Origin of the sequence: Mycobacterium montefiorense (assembly GCF_003112775.1) — a bacterium.
GTDB classification, from domain to species: domain Bacteria; phylum Actinomycetota; class Actinomycetes; order Mycobacteriales; family Mycobacteriaceae; genus Mycobacterium; species Mycobacterium montefiorense.
In genome coordinates this window covers 108,238-125,670 of record NZ_BFCH01000011.1, presented here as the reverse complement: position 1 = coordinate 125,670, position 17,433 = coordinate 108,238, and the positions used below count along the sequence as shown (strand labels likewise).

Annotated in this window: 19 protein-coding genes and 1 pseudogene; 13 read left to right on the top strand and 7 right to left on the bottom strand. The window is 66.6% G+C overall.

Going from position 1 to position 17,433, the window contains the following annotated elements:
* The first annotated feature begins 21 nt into the window (after nt 1–21).
* The 7 genes and pseudogenes from phnC to DB708_RS27575 form a co-directional block, all read left to right on the top strand.
* Nucleotides 22–822: a phosphonate ABC transporter ATP-binding protein gene (phnC, locus tag DB708_RS08200; protein WP_108921451.1), complete on the top strand. Its 801-nt coding sequence runs from the start codon at nt 22–24 to the stop codon at nt 820–822.
* A gap of 59 nt (nt 823–881) precedes the next feature.
* Nucleotides 882–1,745 (top strand): phosphate/phosphite/phosphonate ABC transporter substrate-binding protein, encoded by an 864-nt coding sequence (gene phnD / locus DB708_RS08195; protein ID WP_108921618.1) that lies wholly within the window; start codon nt 882–884, stop codon nt 1,743–1,745.
* On the top strand, nt 1,742–2,575 hold the full coding sequence (gene phnE, locus DB708_RS08190; RefSeq protein WP_108921450.1) for a phosphonate ABC transporter, permease protein PhnE: 834 nt from the start codon (nt 1,742–1,744) through the stop codon (nt 2,573–2,575). Before phnD ends, phnE begins: the two co-directional genes overlap by 4 nt.
* A complete protein-coding gene (locus tag DB708_RS08185; protein WP_108921449.1) occupies nt 2,572–3,609 on the top strand; it encodes a phosphonate dehydrogenase in 1,038 nt (345 codons plus the stop codon). Before phnE ends, DB708_RS08185 begins: the two co-directional genes overlap by 4 nt.
* Nucleotides 3,606–4,367 (top strand): GntR family transcriptional regulator, encoded by a 762-nt coding sequence (locus DB708_RS08180; RefSeq protein WP_235616680.1) that lies wholly within the window; start codon nt 3,606–3,608, stop codon nt 4,365–4,367. The genes DB708_RS08185 and DB708_RS08180 overlap by 4 nt, the downstream gene beginning before the upstream one ends.
* Before the next feature lie 286 nt (nt 4,368–4,653).
* Nucleotides 4,654–5,394, top strand: coding sequence for a hypothetical protein (locus DB708_RS08175; protein ID WP_165839767.1), 741 nt, complete (start codon nt 4,654–4,656; stop codon nt 5,392–5,394).
* Nucleotides 5,395–5,926: 532 nt separating this feature from the next.
* Nucleotides 5,927–6,382 (top strand): annotated as a pseudogene (locus DB708_RS27575) (DUF732 domain-containing protein); the annotation flags it as partial.
* Between the two features lie 181 nt (nt 6,383–6,563).
* On the opposite strand, the gene DB708_RS27570 reads toward DB708_RS27575, so the two are convergent.
* Nucleotides 6,564–6,851, bottom strand: coding sequence for a hypothetical protein (locus tag DB708_RS27570; RefSeq protein ID WP_235616704.1), 288 nt, complete (start codon nt 6,849–6,851; stop codon nt 6,564–6,566).
* Between the two features lie 119 nt (nt 6,852–6,970).
* Between DB708_RS27570 and DB708_RS08165 the strand changes: the two genes are divergently transcribed.
* Entirely contained in the window at nt 6,971–8,083 is a 1,113-nt protein-coding gene (locus DB708_RS08165; protein WP_108921446.1) for an epoxide hydrolase family protein, read from the top strand.
* On the opposite strand, the gene DB708_RS08160 is transcribed toward DB708_RS08165, so the two are convergent.
* The 3 genes from DB708_RS08160 to DB708_RS08150 are packed head-to-tail and all read right to left on the bottom strand — an operon-like array spanning nt 8,080 to nt 10,070.
* Nucleotides 8,080–8,478 (bottom strand): VOC family protein, encoded by a 399-nt coding sequence (locus DB708_RS08160; RefSeq protein WP_108921445.1) that lies wholly within the window; start codon nt 8,476–8,478, stop codon nt 8,080–8,082. The two genes, DB708_RS08165 and DB708_RS08160, sit on opposite strands and share 4 nt — an antisense overlap.
* Nucleotides 8,475–9,257 carry an SDR family NAD(P)-dependent oxidoreductase gene (locus DB708_RS08155; RefSeq protein WP_108921444.1) on the bottom strand — a complete coding sequence of 261 codons (783 nt, stop codon included), beginning with the start codon at nt 9,255–9,257 and terminating at the stop codon, nt 8,475–8,477. The genes DB708_RS08160 and DB708_RS08155 overlap by 4 nt, the downstream gene beginning before the upstream one ends.
* Entirely contained in the window at nt 9,258–10,070 is an 813-nt protein-coding gene (locus DB708_RS08150; protein ID WP_201263453.1) for an oxygenase MpaB family protein, read from the bottom strand.
* Nucleotides 10,071–10,158: 88 nt separating this feature from the next.
* Between DB708_RS08150 and DB708_RS08145 the strand changes: the two genes are divergently transcribed.
* Nucleotides 10,159–11,106, top strand: a complete 948-nt coding sequence (locus DB708_RS08145; protein ID WP_108921443.1) for a cobalamin biosynthesis protein — start codon at nt 10,159–10,161, stop codon at nt 11,104–11,106.
* A 32-nt stretch (nt 11,107–11,138) separates the two neighbouring features.
* Here the strand turns inward: DB708_RS08145 and DB708_RS08140 are convergent, their stop codons facing one another.
* The 3 genes from DB708_RS08140 to DB708_RS08130 are packed head-to-tail and all read right to left on the bottom strand — an operon-like array spanning nt 11,139 to nt 13,085.
* Nucleotides 11,139–11,951, bottom strand: a complete 813-nt coding sequence (locus DB708_RS08140) for an SURF1 family cytochrome oxidase biogenesis protein (protein WP_108921615.1) — start codon at nt 11,949–11,951, stop codon at nt 11,139–11,141.
* An 11-nt stretch (nt 11,952–11,962) separates the two neighbouring features.
* The gene (locus DB708_RS08135; RefSeq protein ID WP_108921442.1) at nt 11,963–12,496 is read right to left on the bottom strand and encodes a low molecular weight protein-tyrosine-phosphatase; all 534 of its coding nucleotides are present in this window, start codon (nt 12,494–12,496) and stop codon (nt 11,963–11,965) included.
* Nucleotides 12,453–13,085, bottom strand: a complete 633-nt coding sequence (locus DB708_RS08130) for an HAD-IA family hydrolase (protein ID WP_108921614.1) — start codon at nt 13,083–13,085, stop codon at nt 12,453–12,455. Before DB708_RS08130 ends, DB708_RS08135 begins: the two co-directional genes overlap by 44 nt.
* Nucleotides 13,086–13,359: 274 nt before the next feature.
* On the opposite strand from DB708_RS08130, the gene cobC reads away from it, so the two are divergent.
* From cobC to DB708_RS08110, 4 genes are read left to right on the top strand one after another with little or no spacing between them, the layout of a single operon-like run.
* Nucleotides 13,360–14,427: an Rv2231c family pyridoxal phosphate-dependent protein CobC gene (gene cobC / locus DB708_RS08125; RefSeq protein ID WP_108921441.1), complete on the top strand. Its 1,068-nt coding sequence runs from the start codon at nt 13,360–13,362 to the stop codon at nt 14,425–14,427.
* Entirely contained in the window at nt 14,424–15,572 is a 1,149-nt protein-coding gene (locus tag DB708_RS08120) for a Nif3-like dinuclear metal center hexameric protein (protein ID WP_108921440.1), read from the top strand. The genes cobC and DB708_RS08120 overlap by 4 nt, the downstream gene beginning before the upstream one ends.
* Entirely contained in the window at nt 15,569–16,306 is a 738-nt protein-coding gene (locus tag DB708_RS08115) for a zinc ribbon domain-containing protein (RefSeq protein ID WP_108921439.1), read from the top strand. Before DB708_RS08120 ends, DB708_RS08115 begins: the two co-directional genes overlap by 4 nt.
* Entirely contained in the window at nt 16,303–17,424 is a 1,122-nt protein-coding gene (locus DB708_RS08110) for a bifunctional RNase H/acid phosphatase (protein WP_108921438.1), read from the top strand. The genes DB708_RS08115 and DB708_RS08110 overlap by 4 nt, the downstream gene beginning before the upstream one ends.
* The last annotated feature ends 9 nt before the right edge of the window (nt 17,425–17,433 follow it).

Genomic DNA, 17,433 nt, shown 5'->3' with positions numbered 1-17,433 from the left:
AGTCCTATATAGGAGTTAGCTGTGCTGGAACTGGCCGCGGTGAGCAAGACTTACGGCCGCGGTGTGCAAGCGCTGGCACCCACCTATTTGTCGATCGAACCCGGCCAGGTGACGGTGTTGCTCGGGCCATCGGGGGCGGGCAAGTCCACGCTGCTGCGCTGTATGAACCTGCTAGTCCAGCCCACGACGGGCATCGTGCGCGCTGACTCGCTGCCCGCGCTCGACTCGCGGCGAGCCCTGCGTGAGCACCGCCGCCGGACGGGCATGGTCTTTCAGCATCATCACCTGATCGCGCGCTGCACGGTCCTGCACAACGTGCTGCTCGGCCGAACGGGCTACCACGGCCTGGCCCGCGGACTATTGCCGGCGTCGCGCGCCGACCAATGCATTGCGATGGACGCGCTCACCCAAGTTGAGCTGCTCGACAAGGCCCTTGAGCGGGCGGGCAGTCTCAGCGGCGGGGAACAGCAGCGCGTCGGCATCGCTCGCGCGCTCGCCCAGCAGCCCCGTCTGATCCTTGCCGACGAACCCGTGGCCAGCCTCGACCCCGGCACCGCCCAGCGGGTGATGGCACTACTGCGCGGCGTCTGCGTTCAAAACGGGATCACGCTGGTAGCCAGCCTGCACCAGGTTGAACTCGCGCTCGAGCACGCCGACCGGATCATCGGACTCGCCCATGGCCAGATCGTCTACGACGGCCCGAGCACCGACGTCTCCGGCCGGGTGCTGCAGCAGATCTACGAAGGCGCGCCCAGCCACCCAAGGCTGACCGGCGCGCTCACCCCAACCATCAGCACCCCCAACATATCGACCATCGACTGAGTGAAGGAACGTCTATGTCCAAGTGGCTCAACCGAACCCACTGTGTCGCCGTCCTGGCGATGATCGTCACCCTGGTGCTGGCGCTGGCCGGATGCAGCTCGAGTTCCACCCCGGCCCGCGGCGCCGTGCCGGACACCCTGCGGGTGGCGCTGCTGCCCGACGAGAACGCCGGCGAGGTGTTGAAGAAGAACCAGCAGCTCAAGACCTACCTTGAGGGCAAGCTGGGGCGGAAGGTGGAGTTGGTCGTCACCACCGATTACTCCTCGATGATCGAGGCGATGGCGCACGACCGACTTGAGTTCGCCTACTTCGGACCGCTGTCTTACCTTCTGGCCAAACAGAAGTCGGATATCGAGCCCTTTGCGGCTCTGCAGGAAGTCAAGGGCCAGCCGCCCACCTATCAGTCGGTCTTGGTGGCCAACCCGGCGTCCGGCATCAAGACCCTCCACGATGTAGCCGGCAAAACGGTCGCCTGGGGCGATCCTGCCAGCACATCGAGCCACCTGATCCCCAAAGCGATGCTTGCGAAGGCAGGCTTGCGGGTTGACCACGGTGATTACCAGCAGCAGTTCGTAGGGGCCCACGACGCGGTCGCCCTGGCGGTGCAAAACGGCAATGCCCAAGCCGGAGGGCTGAGCAAACCCATCTACGAGCGGCTGATCGAAAGCGGGACGATCGACCGGAACAAAGTGGTGGTGATCGCTGAGTCGGTGCCCTATCCGAACTATCCGTGGACGATCCAGGCGAGCCTGCCTGCGGAATTCAAAGCCAAGGTGCGCGCGGCATTCCTTGATCTCGACGACCAGTCGGTGCTTAAGCCGTTCAAGGGAGCGGGATTTGCACCGGTTACCGATCAGGACTACAACGTCGTGCGTCAGCTAGCCCCGCTGCTCGGTATCAACCTTGCCGACTTGAGCAAATGAGCATCCTCGCGTCGCGCATCGGGGCGCAGCGACGGGAGACGCAGTTCAAGTCCATCTCGCGCACGGCTCGGCTCAGCTGGTGCCGAGCCTGCGCGGAGGTGGGCGCGGTCTTGGTCCTCATCGTCGTGTGCGCCCACGCTGTCGGGCTACTCGACGCCCAGCGGCTGGCCGCCGGGCTGGCTGACATCATCGACCTGCTGGACCACTCCATGCCGCCCGACTTCACCGAGCTCAATTCCTGGTGGCTTCCCCTATGGGACTCGCTGTCGATGAGCGTGACCGCGACCGCGATCACGGTCCTGCTGTCGGCGCCGCTGGCCCTGCTGGGCGCTCGCAACACCGCTCCACATCCGGGCGTGTACTGGGCAGCGCGCATGGTGCTCAACGGCCTGCGGTCGGTGCCCGAGCTGATCATGGCGATCGTGTTCGTCGCGGCGGTCGGATTCGGTGCCCTACCCGGGGCCCTCGCGCTCGGCATCCACTCGGCCGGTATGGTCGGCAAGTTTTTCGCTGAAGCCGTCGAACATGCCGATCCGGCCCCGATCGAAGCAGCGCGTGCGGTCGGATCAACGCCGCTTCAGGTGATTCTGCACGGGGTGCTGCCTCAGGTCCTGCCACAGATGGCCGACGTGACCATATATCGGTGGGAATACAACTTCCGCGCCTCGGTCGTGGTCGGCGTCGTCGGCGCCGGCGGCATCGGCTTTCAGTTGATCGTCGCGCTGCGCACCCTGCAATATCACGAAGTCGTTGCCATCCTGTTGGTCATCCTCGCCACTGTCACCGTGGTGGACATCCTCGGTGGCCTGCTACGGAAGCGGTTTGCATGAGCGCGCAGCAACGCCAGATCGTCGTGCTCAGCCATCGCGTCCATCCAGCGGTGCTCGAGCTGCTCGACCGAACCTGCGACGTGGTACCGAACCAAAATGAGGGCAGCCTCTCCGCCTCAGAGCTACAGCGGCGCACCGCGACCGCCGACGCGTTGATGGTGTTCATGCCCGATCGCATCGACGCGCAGTTCCTCGACGCATGCCCACGGCTGCGTGTGATCGCAGCGGCGCTGAAGGGCTACGACAATATCGACGTCGACGCGTGTACCGCCCGGGGCATCTGGCTGACTTGCGTCGAGGACCTCCTCACCGGTCCCACCGCCGAGCTCGCCGTCGGACTGCTAATCGGCTTGGCCCGCAACGTGATTGCCGGGGATCGCCGCGTCCGCGCTGGCTTCCCGGGCTGGCGTCCCGTGCTCTACGGGCGCTCCCTGATCGGCGCCAGCATCGGCATCGTCGGCGCCGGCGCCGTCGGTCAAGCCGTTGCCCGGCTGCTGCGCGGGTTCGATGCCCGCCTGCGCTACAGCGACCCCCAACCCGTGCCACACCAGACCGCCGACGCACTCGGGCTCGAGCGGGTGACGCTGACCGAGCTGCTGACATCCTGCGACGCCGTCATCGTCTGCGCCCCGCTGCTGAACAGCACCGCGCACCTGCTCGACCGCCAAGCCCTCGCCTCGACGCGCCCCGGCGCGTTGCTGGTCAACGTCGGCCGAGGCTCGGTGGTGTGCGAGCGCGCCGTCGCGGACTTGCTGCGCGCCGGCCACTTGGGTGGATACGCTGCCGACGTGTTCGAGTTCGAGGACGTCTCACGTCCGCAACGGCCGGGACACCCGCACCCAGACTTGATCGACCTGCTGGACGAGACGCTGTTCACTCCCCACCTGGGATCCGCCGTCGGCCCGGTGCGCTTGGCGATCGAACGCCGGGCAGCGACCTCGATCCTGCATGCCCTGGCCGGCGACGTGCCCGACGGGGCCGTCAACAACACCGGCGGCGCACGACCGTTCACCACAAGCCGCCCGATGCCATGAAACCGCTCGTCGGCGGCGCACAACTCGAGCAACCCACGTCGCGGCTACCGGTGTACTTGTGCGTGGCAGAAACGCTCGCGTCGCAGATAACCGGCATGCAGGTCGGCACCCGCCTTCCCGCGGAAGACAAACTCGCCCACGACCTGGGAGTCAGCCATCTGACCGTGCGCGCCGCGCTCGCCGAGCTGGAAAGCCGCTATCTGGTGCGCCGCCGGCAGGGAAGCGGGACCTTCGTTTCGCGGCGCATCGAATACACCATCGCCCGAAACACGCCACCCAGTTGGAGCGCCAGCGTGCGCCATGCCGGCCGCACACCGACCATCCGCACCACCGGGTGGCGGCTCGACAAGCCGCCGGCAGAAGTACGGCGCCGCATGGGAATCGGAGCGCGCCGCCAACTGCTCGCGGTCTCCCGCGACCGCTACGTCGACAACGAACTGGTCGGCTTCGCCGACACCTGGCTCGAGCCGCACCTGTTACCCGACCTACCGCAAGTGCTTGATCCGGCAGGATCGCTGCACGACGCGCTCGACCAGCACTACGGCCTGAAACCCGTGCGCGGCTGGTTCGGCGTCGCGATCGACCCAGCACCGCCCGAAGTCGCACGCCACCTGGGCCTGACTGGACACCCACCGGTCATCGCGATCCGAAGCCGCACCGACGCCGCCGCACACGACCACCGGCCGATAGAGCTCACCATCTCCTGGCTGCGTGCCGACGTTTTCCGGGTGGAAGTGGACTTCGACACCCGACCGTAAAGCACGGACCGGTTGGTCCCCGCCGACGGGATCAGTACATTTCGGCGACGGGCCGTGGGCCAGTCAGGCGCAGATATCGCCAACTGGGTGCGCACCCCGAGCGCGAGTGCAGGCTTGGGATCAAAAGGCAATCAACACCTAGGAATAACCTTCTCGAAAGCCTGTCGGTCGCCGACTACTGTCGGTCGCGGATGGACACCGCCCGGAACCCACGTGCTGTCCACCGACTCGGTCGATACGGTCGAACCGAGGCGCGAACGATCCAACACTCGAGCGGAGGACTGCCGTGCCCGCCTTTTTTCGGCTCCAACTGTGTTGGCTAGCCGCCTCGTTCGTCTTCCCGACCGTCGGCCTGGTTCTTGCCTCAGCCGGCGTCGGCGACCCGTTGCTGCTCAGCGATATTGCCCTGCCTGCAACACTGGCATGTTGGATCGGCGGCCTGCTGACACCGTGGGTACTCGGCGGCGACGCAAGTCGCCAAGCCCGCCGGACGGGCTTCGTATTGCTATGGTCGGCGATCGCCATCGCCTTTCCGCTCAGCTGGGACCTGCCTTGGGCGATACTGCATCACTGGGTTTACGGTGCCACCGCCGCGGATGCGTCGAAATGGTACTTCTGGGCTTACGCGGTCGCCGACACCCGCTTTCTGCGCAGCGAGCCGCTGATGGTCATCGTCGAGTACTGGTCCGGAGTTATCGGTGTGGTGGAGATCGTTTTCCTCGGACTGTTCTTGTCCAACAAGCTCAGCGCGGCCGTCCGGTTCTTCATCGCAGCCGGCTGTTTCCAGTTCTACGGGACTTCGGTTTTCTTCATCTCGGAGATCGCGCGCAACCTGGCCGACATCCGCCCGGATGCCATCAGTTATCTGAAGTTTTTCGGCCTCAACGGGATGTGGTTGGTGATGCCGGCCGCATCAGGCTTCGTGCTCATGCAACTGATGAAGGACCCCGGCTATGACGCCAGGGCGACCACCCGGCGGCTGTTCGGGCGGGCCAAACCGCCAATCCTCATGGATGGCCGGCTGTAGCGGCTGAATGCGGTGGTGCCAACCGGACAGCATGACCTTGTCTGGGTTCGTGAGCGCGCTAACCCCGGCGTCCGCGAAGTGTTGGCTTCAAAACTATCCGATGCATCCAATAGCGCTTTTTCAGTTGATATTTCGCGATGCGAAAGGCGCCTTTCGCTGCACGGATGACAGCTAACTAATACGGAATACCGGCGGTACGATTCCGACATGCCGTGGGCCAGCGGTCGTGCGTTTGCTGGGCATAGCATCCTGCGGTTGCTGGGATGTATTGGTATGGGCGAGGTTTACTTCACCCAGCATCCCCGTTTGCCCCATGGCGAAGCGCTCAAAATATTGAGCGCCGGTGTCTGCGCGGACGACGTCTACTGCCGACGTCTCATCAGAGAGGCCGGTCCAGCGGTCGCGCAGAGGCGTCTTAACGTGGTGCGAGTCAATGACTGTGGCGACTTCGAAACAAGGCTGCTGCAGCGACCGGCAATAGCCGCGATGTGCGCTCCACTAACGCCAGCGACACACCCGTCACGAGCTTGCGATGGGGCGTGCTGGTTCCGCAGGCGATCACAGCTGCGGCGTAGGTGACTATCCAAAGTCCGTGGGGCGACGGGCTCTTGCAGAACGGAAATCCTTAATGTTTACCGGCACCACTAGGTTCAACGGCATTACCAGCCACGCCGGCGTTCTGGTTACCACCATTGCGTTGCTGAGTGGCGGCGCAATTCTGCGCGGCCCAGCGGCAGCGGCGGACGCAAATCAAGACGATCAGTTTTTAGCATTGCTTGCCCAGCAAGGCATTCCAGCCCTCGAAGGCGTGCCGAGCCTAGTCGACACAGCTCATAAAGTTTGTCGCGCACTGGATGCCGGGGTTCCAGCGGACCGGATAAGGGATGCGCTGGTCGAGTACGCGGAGAGCAACGATCCGGCCGAGCGTCAATACGCACCCGGCCGTCTGGCGCGCACCGAAGGGCGATTCATCGTCGCGGCGGTGGGGGCCTACTGCCCATGGGAACGAAGCAAGCTCGGGTCCCTCGTCACTCATCATCCCGCGTCGAGTGCGAAGTCGAGTTGGAATGAGCCGACGGGCCCTGCGGCCCACCGCATTCACCCGTCGGATTTTGAGGTGCATGCCACAGCGCTGGCCTCGCTGATCGGAGCAATTCCTCCCGGAGGGATCACCGAGCCGAACCCGCCGCAGCTCCCGGTGCCGTCGCCGCCGGTGGAGCATCTTCAGACACCGCCCCGTCCGCAACCGCTGCCGCCTCGACCACAGCAGCCACCGCCCCGACCGCAGCAACCACCGCCACCCCAAGAGGCGCCGCCGCCTGCCGTGGCTCCGCAGCCGGGGGCCGCTCCCGGCGGCGGCAGTGGTAGCCCGGATGGCATTGGCGGGGGCCTTCCAGCAGAGCCGGCGCCCGCGCCACCCGCACCGCCACCGCCGTCACCGGCGGCGCCGCCGCCACCCACGGCGCCGGGCTTTGTCAGGCTCGCGCCCTGAGATAAGCGCCGGGCAGCACCGCGGGAGTGCAACCGCGGACGGGGCGGCTGTCGGCGGGTTCACCCGCGGCGGCACTATGAATGCGTGAAGCCGTTTCGAATCGACGTTCCCGACGACGTACTCGATGATCTGCGGTCGCGCTTAGCGCGCACTCGATGGCCGGAAGCCGAATGTGTGGACGACTGGAGCCAGGGCATGCCGCTGGCCTACACCCGTGAACTGGCCGACTATTGGGCCAACCAATACGACTGGCGGTCCCGGGAGGCCGCCCTCAACCGCTTCGACCAGTTCATCACCGACATCGACGGGCTGGACATTCATTTCATTCACCAGCGATCCCCGCACGAGAACGCTTTCCCGCTGGTGATCACGCACGGCTGGCCGGGCTCAATTGTGGAGTTCCACAAGGTGATTGAGCCGCTGACCAACCCGGCCTCGGGGCGCGCAGCAGACGCTTTTCATGTCGTGTGCCCGTCGCTGCCCGGATATGGCTTTTCCGGTAAGCCCACTCGTACCGGCTGGGGCGTGGAAAAGATCGCCGACGCCTGGGAGCAGCTGATGCTCGGCCTGGGCTACCACCGCTACGGCGCCCAGGGCGGCGACTGGGGTGCGGCGGTCACCACGCAGATCGGCCGAAACGGCGGCCACTGCGCGGCCATCCATCTGAATATGCCGATCGGCGCACCGGGCAATCTCGACAACCCGACCGACGACGAGAAGGCCGCCCTGGCCGGGCTGGCTAACCACCGCAAGTGGGGCACCGGTTATTCCAAGCAGCAGTCCACCCGGCCCCAGACACTGGGCTACGGTCTGGCCGACTCCCCGGTCGGACAGCTGGCCTGGATCGTCGAGAAGTTCTGGGACTGGGCCGATTGCGACGGGCACCCCGAGAACGCGGTCAGCAGAGACGAGCTCCTCGACAACGTGATGGTGTATTGGGTAACCGACACCGCCGCGTCGTCCGCCCGCCTGTACTGGGAGAGCTTCCGGGTCTGGCGGGGCGGCAGTCGCGTCGAATTGCCCACCGGCGTAGCCGCTTTCCCCGGTGAGCTGCTGAAGTCACCGCGGAAGTGGTGCGAGCCGAACTACAACATCACGCACTGGACCGACATGCCGCGCGGTGGTCACTTCGCGGCGTTCGAACAACCCGAGTTGTTCGTCGAGGACCTGCGCGCGTTTTTTGCGACAGTGCGCTAAGACCCCGGCGGCGCGAAGAACTCCAGCGCAATGCCGTCGGGGTCGCGAAAGCTCAACCCGGAGCCGTAAGGCTCGTCCACGATGCTGCCGTTCGGGATGCCCAGTTCGGCGAGCCGGTCGACCCAGCTCTGCAGCTCGTCGCGGCTGGCGCAGCCGAATCCCACGTGATCCAGGCCGACGCGATGCTCGCTGAACTTCTCGTCGGGCGCCTCGTGATCGTGCTGATGGATGCCGAACACCGTGCCACCCTCGAGCATCCACACCTGATGACGGAATCCGCCGTTGGTGTGTTCGTCGAGCATGGGATCGGTGCCGAGCAGGTTGCGGTACCAAGGGCCGCTGACGCTGATGTCACGCACCGTGACCGCGACGTGGTTGAGGGCAGGGAAGGTCATGATTTGACTTTACGGGCGGGGCCCAGCATCGGGCCGCTGGCCGAGTATCCACCGTCGACAGCCAGCGCAGCGCCGGTGACGAACGAGGCTTCGTCGCTGGCGAGAAACAATGCGGCGGCGGCCAGTTCCGCGGGTTCGCCCCAGCGGCCCATCGGTGTCGGCAGATAACCACCCGGCGGTACTTCGTCGTCGGGCTTTGCCCCGGCCAGGCCGGTGTAGGTCATGCCGGGGCAGATCGCGTTGATGCGCACGTTTGTCTTGGCGTAGTCCAGCGCCGCGGATTTCGTCAGCTGCACCACGGCGGCTTTGGCCGCGGCGTAGCAGGACAGCCCTTTCCAGCCGACGAGTCCGGACGCCGAGGCGGTGTTGACGATTGCACCACCACCGTTGTCGAGCATGGCGGGGATCGCGTATTTCATGCCGAGGAATACGCCTTTGAGATTGATCGCCAGGATCTTGTCGAACAACGCTTCGTCGGTGTCGGCCAACGCCGCGTGCGGCCCACCGAATCCGGCATTGTTCAGCAACACATCGAGGCGACCGAACCGGTCGACGGCGGTGGCGACCATGCGCCCGACATCGTCGGTGTCGGTGACGTCGACGCGCACCGGCACCGCGACATCGCCGAGCCGGTCGGCGATCTCATGCTCGCGCCCGCTGATGTCGGCGCAGACGACGCGGGCGCCTTCGTCGGCGAATCGGCTGGCCGCTGCCCACCCGATACCGGAGCCGGCACCGGTGATGATGGCGACCTTGCCGGCCAGCCGGCCCTGTCCCATCTAGACGATCCGCCGGCCGCGGCGCGCGCGAGATCGCATGTCCCACAGGTAAAGCTGATAGCCGAAGATCCAGACGCGATGCGGAATGAACAGATCGGCCAGCTGCAGCGCCGACACCAGCCACTCGAACCGGCGCTGCTGACGCTCCGACCAGTCCAGCTGCATCAGCGAGCGGAATTCCGGGGCCAAAAACCCCGTCGTCGCGAACAGGTTTAACGGACCCGCCAATGCTCGTAGCGGCCACGGCAAAAACGCCATTGCGGCCACACCGCGCAAATGCTCGCGCACCGGCGGGTCGATGCGCAGCTCGTCGAGTGAACGCTTCCAGTACTCGTCGAACGCCACCCGGTCCGGCGGCCACAGCCGGTCCGGCACCTGCAGCGTGGTGCCCAGCCGCTTGGCGTCCTGATACACCGCGTCGGCGCTGGCGTCATCGAGCGGGCCATGCAGAAACTCGTGCTGGTCGACGAAGTAGCGATACAGGCACGCAGCGACCCATAACTGCAACTTGGGGTCGAAGGCGTTGTAGGAGACCGGGCTGGTCGGCATCGACCGCACCTGGCGGTGGGCGGTGTCGACCGCGGCGCGGATCAGCGCCCGGTCGGATTCGGTCCCGATGGTCGCCACCGCGAGGTAGGTGCCGGTGGTGCGGGCCCGCTTGAACGGATGCTTGTAGACGTTGCCGCTATCCACCGGGCTTTCCAGCACGCCGTAACCGACGCCCGGCAAGGACAGCTGCATGATCACGTTTGCCGCGGGCAGCAGCAGCGCCGCCGCGTTGAGCAGGTCAGCGACCCGGGTGACGGGCTTCATGTAACCGAGTAGACCACGTCACACGGTGATGGTCGACGGCCCAGACGTCAGTTCCTTCGGAGAGCGGCGCGTGTGAGACGCTGCCGAAGTGCTAGCGACACGGACCCGGATCGTCGGTGTGCTGGTCGGTTGTCTGACCGACCTCGTGCTGAGCGACCCCAAACGCGGGCACCCCGTCGCGGTATTCGGCGAAGCCGCCGCCAAGCTGGAGCAATTCAGCTACCGCGACGCCAAGATCGCCGGTGTGCTGCACGTGGGCCTGGCTGTCGGCACGGTGGGGCTGCTCGGAACTGCTGTGCAGCAGGCCGCCACGCGCCGGAACCCGGTCTGGTCGATCGCCGCCACCGCCGCTGCCACCTGGGTCGCGCTGGGTGGAACGTCACTGGCGCGTACGGGTCTGGACATGGCGCAGCTGCTTGACCGCAACGACATCGCGGCCGCACGACGACTGCTGCCGTCGTTGTGTGGACGCGATCCGGCCCTACTGGACGGCGCGGGGCTGACCCGGGCGGCGCTGGAATCCGTCGCCGAGAACACCTCCGACGCCCAGGTGGCGCCGCTGTTGTGGTCGACCGCGGGCGGGGTGCCCGCTGTGCTCGTCTACCGCGCCGTCAACACCCTGGATGCGATGATCGGCCACCGCTCGCCGCGTTACATCCGATTCGGTTGGGCCGCAGCACGATTGGATGACCTGGCCAACTACTTGGCCGCCCGGGTGACCGCGACGCTGGTGGTGTTATGCGCGCCGCTCGTCGGCGGATCGCCGGCCGGTGCGGTCGGTGCCTGGCGTCGCGACGCGATCCGTCATCCCAGTCCCAACGCCGGGGTTGTCGAGGCGGCGTTCGCCGGGGCGCTGGGCGTGCGGCTGGGCGGGCCCACGCAATACCGCCACGAGCTGCAGATTCGGCCCAGCCTCGGCGTCGGGCGAGAGCCCACCGCGGCCGATTTGCGCCGCGCGGTGGGGCTGTCGCGGATTGTGCAGCTGGCGGCCGCCTTGTCGCTCGCCGCGTTATCGGCTGTGCATTGGCGGCGGTGAGTGTGCGGCTAGGGCGCCTTCAGCGCACACTCTCACCGCCGGCGGCCGTAGCGGTCGGCGAGTTTCTCCTCGACGGTCATCGGGGCTTCGGTGGCCTTCGCTTGCTTTTCTTGCCGCCGGATCCGGATCTCGGAATAGGCGAAATAGCCCAGCCCGATCGGCGCCAGGATGCCGAACGAAATCCACTGAATGCCGTAGGACAGGAACGGCCCGGCGTCGAGATGCGGCACACCGATCACGCCGAGCCCGCCGGGCTGGTCTTCGACCAGTTGCAGATAGGACCCGGCCAAGGGGACTTTGGTCAGCACCGACACCTGTTGGGTGCTGATCGAGTACACCTGTTGCACACCGTCTCTGGAGAACGGCTCCTTGTCCGCAAGCACTGGCTCGGAGTCTCGCAGCCGTGCCGTGATGGTCACCGTGTCTTGCGGCGGGCGGGGGATCGGCGGGACGTGTGAGCCGGGCTCGGGACGCACGTAGCCACGGTCGACGAGCACGGTCGGCCCGTCGTCGACGACAAACGGGACCAGCACCTCGAAGGCCTGATCTCCCTCGACGACACGTAGGCGGGCCAGCACCGCAACGTCGGGCAGGTAGTGCCCGGTTGCGGTAACCCGGCGCCACTGCGCGGCCGGCGCCGACGAATCCTGCTGCGGCAACAAGGTTTTCAACGGAACGGGAGCGGTATTGAGGGAGTTCTCGATCTGGTGGTTCTCCCGTGACGTGCGGGTGTTCTTTCCCAGCTGCCACGGCGCGAGCACCATGAAACACAGGTAGGTGAAGGCGATGACCACCAGGATCAACGCTATCCAGCCTGGTCGTAGCAGGAACGCCAGCCTTGCCAGGAAACGTGGCATCAACCGTGCCCGTTTTGCGCTAGTTGTTCGTCGACCCAGTCGTGCAGGCCCGGCAACGCGGCCTCGATGACGGTCAGAACCTCTTCGAAGTCGGCGTGGTTGCCGTAGTACGGATCCTCGACGTCGAGGGCATGGGCGCCCGAGCGGGGGTCGAACGAGCGCAGCATCCTGATCCGGTCGGTGTCGACACCGAGCTGCTGCAACATCCGAAGGTGGTTGCGGCCCAGGGCCACTACCAGGTCGGCGCCCAGGTGGTCGTCGTCTACCTGCGCGGCGCGGTGGTCGGTGGAATAGCCGTGGGCACGCAAAACCTTGGCCGCCCGCTGGTCGGCGCCACTGCCGACATGCCAGTTGCCGGTGCCCGCACTGGTCACGCGTACCGCGTCGGCAAGCCCGCGTTGCCGCAGCTGGTCGGCGAACATTTTCTCAGCCATCGGAGAGCGGCAGATGTTGCCGCTGCAGACGAAGGTGACGTGCAAAGGATTCGACTCAGACACCCAGCGCCCTCCGCAGCTCGGAGATGGTCGCGGCATGTGTCACGCCGGTCGCGGCGAAGCCGTCGGCGAAATCGGCCTTGCCGTAGCCCCAGCCGACGACGACGGTGTCGATGCCGTGCGCGGCCGCGCCATCGACGTCGTGGCTGCGGTCGCCAACCATCAGCACGCGCTCGGGTAGCGGCTGCAGCTGAGAAAGTGCGTGGGCCAGCACCTCCTCCTTGCTGCTGCGCGACCCGTCCGGGCATGCGCCGGCGATGACCTCGAAATACTGGTCGAGATCGAAGTGGGCGAGGATGCGACGGGCCGTCGGTTCCAGCTTGGAGGTGGCCACAGCCAGCCGCACCCCGGCAGCCCGCAGATCGGCCAGCAGAGTCTCGATCCCGTCGAACAGGCTGTTGATCGCCCAGCCCCGGGCGCCGTACTCGGCTCGGAATGCCAGGAACGCCGCGTCGGCATCCTCGCCAAGGCCCATCGTCTGGAACGTTTCGTCCATCGGCGGGCCGACGATCCAGGCGGCCAGATCGCCCTCGGGCACCGGCGCACCGACGTGGCTCAGTGCATGCAGGAAGCTGGTCACGATCCCTTCCGCGGAATCGGTCAGGGTGCCGTCGAGATCGAAGATCACCAGCTGAGCCAGCGAGGCTGTGCCTGTCACCTCACCATTGTCGGTTACGGGGTGATGGCGCCGCAGCGGGCTGGCTTTCTTCAGGCAATGTCAACGGAACCTTGAGCGTCACACCGACGACGATTCTCGGCATGAATGGCCAGCCCGGTGCGATGACCATCAGCTTTCAGCGGGCTCTGACGGTGCGCAACAACTCGCCGGCAAAATCGACAAGCAGCCGTAGTCGCCGCCCGCCCGATGATCCGCTGTCCGGCGGCGCACTAGTGTTTCTCGAATGGCGAGTCCGGACCCGAGCCCGCTGGTGACGGCGCGGTATCACGGTGATCAGGCCGCCGCGCCGGGAATGCTGGATTTCGCGGTCAACGTCCGTCATGCGCAGCCGCCGCAATGGCTGATCGAACAGCTGGCCGCACGGTTGCCGGACCTGGCGCGCTACCCCAGCGTCGAAGACCTGCACCGGGCGCAAGGCGCGGTCGCGCTGCGGCACGGGCGGGATCGCGACGAGGTACTGCCGCTGGCCGGGGCCGCGGAGGGGTTCGCCTTGCTGCCCAGCCTGCGGCCCCGGCGAGCGGCGGTCATCGCGCCCTCGTTCACCGAGCCGGCCGTCGCGCTGAGCGCGGCCGGAGTGCCGGTGCATCACGTCGTCCTCGAGCCGCCCTTCGTCCTCGATGGCGCTTTGCAGGCCGGGATGGTCCCCGACGATGCCGACCTCGTGGTGGTGGGCAATCCGACCAACCCCACCTCGGTGCTGCACCGCCGCGAGCAGCTTCTCGCGTTGCGCCGGCCCGGGCGGATCCTGGTGGTCGACGAGGCTTTCGCGGATTCGGCTCCAGGTGAGCTGGAGTCGCTCGCCGCTGACTCGTTGCCTGACGTGCTGGTGCTGCGCAGCCTGACCAAGACCTGGGCGCTAGCCGGTTTGCGGGTGGGCTACGCCCTTGGCGCGCCAGAGGTGTTGGCGCGGTTGACCGCTGCGCGCGCGCACTGGCCGGTGGGCACGCTGCAGTTGACGGCCATCGTCGCCTGCTCTGCCGCTGACGCGGTCGCCGACGCCCAAGCCGACGCGGTGCGGCTGGCTCAACTGCGCACCGAGATGGTGGCCGGTCTGATGTCGATGGGCGCCGACGTGGCCGACGGCCAGGCCCCGTTTGTGCTGTTCCGTTGCCCCGATGCCGTTCAGATACGAAAGAGTCTGCACGACAAAGGGATTGCGGTGCGCCGGTGTGACACCTTCGTCGGCCTGGACGAGCGGTATCTGCGGGCCGCGGTACGCCCGGAATGGCCGCTGCTGGTCCAAGCGATCTCGGAGTCCATGCCCGTCTCGAACAGCGGGAGGCAGCGGTGAGTGCACGGCTATCCGACGTGATCGAAGTGCTGGATGAGGCTTACCCGCCTCGGCTTGCCCAAGCGTGGGATTCGGTCGGACTGGTGTGCGGCGACCCCGACGACATGGTGGAGTCGGTCACGGTCGCCGTTGACGCGACACCGGCGGTCGTCGACGAAGTCCCCGAAGCGGGCTTACTGCTGGCTCATCACCCGCTGTTGCTGCGCGGGGTCGATACGGTTGCGGCCAGCACGCCCAAGGGTGCGCTTGTGCATCGGTTGATCCGAAATGGGCGTTCGCTGTTCACCGCGCACACCAATGCCGATTCGGCATCACCCGGCGTCTCCGACGCCCTGGCGCACGCCCTCGGCCTCACCGTCGAAGCAGTGCTCGAACCGCTGTCGGACACGGCTGATCTCGACAAGTGGGTCATCTATGTGCCGCGGAAAAACACAGAAGCGGTGCAGACGGCCATGTTTGAGGCCGGCGCCGGCCAGATCGGCGACTACTCGCACTGCAGCTGGAGCGTCAGCGGTATCGGGCAGTTCCTGCCGCACGACGGGGCGACACCCGCGGTGGGCACCGTCGGCACCGTCGAGCGCGTGGACGAGGACCGGGTCGAGGTCATCGCACCCGCGCGGGTCCGGGCAGCGGTGCTGGCGGCGATGCGCGCCGCACACCCGTATGAAGAGCCCGCGTTCGACGTCTTCGCTCTGGTGCCGTTGCCCGGCGACGCCGGGTTGGGCCGCATCGGCACGCTGTCCCAACCCGAATCGTTGCGCACCTTCGTCTCGCGCGTTGGCGCCGCGTTGCCGCAGACATCCGCTGGCGTGCGGGCCTCCGGCGACCCCGACAGCGTGGTGTCGCGGGTCGCGGTCTGCGGGGGCGCGGGGGATTCGCTGCTGAGCATTGCGGCCCGCGCCGATGTGCAGGCCTATCTGACAGCCGACCTGCGCCATCACCCCGCCGATGAGCATCGCCGGGCCTCGCAGGTTTCGCTGATCGACGTCGCGCACTGGGCCAGCGAATTCCCTTGGTGCGCACAAGCCGCCGAGGTGCTGCGGTCCCGCTTCGGGGAGGCGCTGCCGGTGCGCGTATCCACCACGCGCACCGACCCTTGGAACATGGAGCACCCAGGCCACCAGACATGTGGAGATCAATCATGAAAGCAGAAGTAGCACAGCAACTTTCGCTGTTAGAGTTGTCCGAGCTCGACGCCGAGCTGTCCCGGATCGCACACCGGGCGACTCGCTTGCCGCAGCGCGAGGCCATTGAGCGGATGCGTGCTGAACACGACGCCGCCAACGACCGGCTGGGCACGGTGGGAATCGCATTGGAGGACTTGGACGCGCAGGTGTCTCGGTACGAGTCGGAGATCGCGTCGGTGCGTCAGCGCGAAGACCGCGACCGGTCGTTGCTCACGTCGGGGGCAACCGATGCCAAGCAGTTGACGGATCTGCAGCACGAGCTGGAAACTCTGGTCCGCCGTCAGAGCAGCCTGGAAGATTCGCTGCTGGAAGTCATGGAACGCCGTGAGGAGTTGCAGGGCCAGCGGACCACCGAGCAGGGTGTCATCGAAACGCTGCAGTCCGACCTGGCCGGCGCGCAGCAGGCCCTCGACGCCGCTATGGCCGAAATCGATGAGACACGTGAGGACCACGCGTCGCGGCGTGACACGTTGGTCGCGGCACTGGACCCCGTTCTGTCTGCCCTTTACGAACGACAACGCGCCGGCGGAGGACCGGGTGCCGGGCCGCTGCTGGGGCACCGGTGCGGGGCCTGCCGGATCGAGATCGATCGGGGTGAACTGGCACGCATCTCAGCGGCCGCCGACGACGACGTGGTGCGTTGCCCGGAATGCGGGGCGATCTTGTTGCGCGTCAAGGGGCCCGCGCGGTGAAGGTAGTCATTGAAGCCGATGGCGGGTCTCGCGGTAATCCGGGGCCGGCCGGATACGGCGCGGTGGTGCACGCCGAGGACCGCGCGACGGTGCTGGCCGAAAGTAAGCAGGCCATCGGCCGGGCGACCAACAACGTCGCCGAATATCGTGGGCTGATAGCCGGTTTGGAAGACGCCGTGCGGCTGGGTGCCAGTGAAGCCGATGTCTTCATGGACTCCAAGTTGGTGGTGGAGCAGATGTCCGGGCGGTGGAAAGTCAAGCATCCCGACCTCATTGAGTTACACGCTCAGGCCCGAAAGCTGGCGGCGCGGTTCGACTGGATCCGCTACACGTGGATGCCGCGTGCACGCAACAAGCACGCCGATCGGCTGGCCAACGAGGCGATGGACGCCGCAGCCGAGGTCGCTGCCGACGATTCTGAGCCTGTGGTTGCCAAACCCGCGAAAGCCGAGGCCACCAAAAGCGCTGCGGCGCAGACCTCGTCGCCCGGCTGGACCGGTGCCCGCGGCGTGCCGACCAGGATGCTGTTGCTGCGCCATGGGCAAACCGCGCTGTCGGTGCAGCGCCGCTACTCCGGGCGCGGCAACCCGGAGCTGACGGACCTGGGACGTCAGCAGGCGCAAGCCGCGGCGCGGTATCTGGCCGAGCGTGGCGGCATCGCCGCGGTGGTCGCCTCGCCACTGCAACGCGCCTACGACACCGCGACGGCGGCGGCCAAGGCACTGGGCCTGGACGTGACCGTGGACGACGACTTGATCGAGACCGACTTCGGTGGCTGGGAGGGGCTGACGTTCGCCGAGGCCGCCGAACGCGATCCCGAACTACATACGCGCTGGCTGCGCGACACGGCCACGGAGCCGCCGGGTGGCGAGAGTTTCGATGCCGCGCTCGAGCGGGTGTGCCGGGCGCGGGAACGAATCATCGCCAGCTATCAGGGCGCCACCGTGCTCGTCGTATCGCATGTCACGCCGATCAAGATGTTGTTACGACTCGCGTTGGATGCCGGGCCCGAAATCCTGTACCGAATGCATCTCGACCTGGCATCCTTGAGTATTGCTGAGTTCTATTCGGACGGGGCCTCTTCGGTGCGACTCGTGAATCAGACAGGCTATCTTTAGCCGCTAGGA

Bases quoted from the DNA above. Each gene is read 5' to 3' on its own strand.
- phnD (WP_108921618.1), top strand. From the start codon at position 882: ATGATCGTCACCCTGGTGCTGGCGCTGGCCGGATGCAGCTCGAGTTCC.
- phnE (WP_108921450.1), top strand. From the start codon at position 1,742: ATGAGCATCCTCGCGTCGCGCATCGGGGCGCAGCGACGGGAGACGCAG.
- DB708_RS08185 (WP_108921449.1), top strand. From the start codon at position 2,572: ATGAGCGCGCAGCAACGCCAGATCGTCGTGCTCAGCCATCGCGTCCAT.
- DB708_RS08180 (WP_235616680.1), top strand. From the start codon at position 3,606: ATGAAACCGCTCGTCGGCGGCGCACAACTCGAGCAACCCACGTCGCGG.
- DB708_RS08160 (WP_108921445.1), bottom strand. From the start codon at position 8,478: ATGACCTTCCCTGCCCTCAACCACGTCGCGGTCACGGTGCGTGACATC.
- DB708_RS08155 (WP_108921444.1), bottom strand. From the start codon at position 9,257: ATGGGACAGGGCCGGCTGGCCGGCAAGGTCGCCATCATCACCGGTGCC.
- DB708_RS08150 (WP_201263453.1), bottom strand. From the start codon at position 10,070: ATGAAGCCCGTCACCCGGGTCGCTGACCTGCTCAACGCGGCGGCGCTG.
- DB708_RS08135 (WP_108921442.1), bottom strand. From the start codon at position 12,496: ATGCCGCGACCATCTCCGAGCTGCGGAGGGCGCTGGGTGTCTGAGTCG.
- cobC (WP_108921441.1), top strand. From the start codon at position 13,360: ATGGCGAGTCCGGACCCGAGCCCGCTGGTGACGGCGCGGTATCACGGT.
- DB708_RS08115 (WP_108921439.1), top strand. From the start codon at position 15,569: ATGAAAGCAGAAGTAGCACAGCAACTTTCGCTGTTAGAGTTGTCCGAG.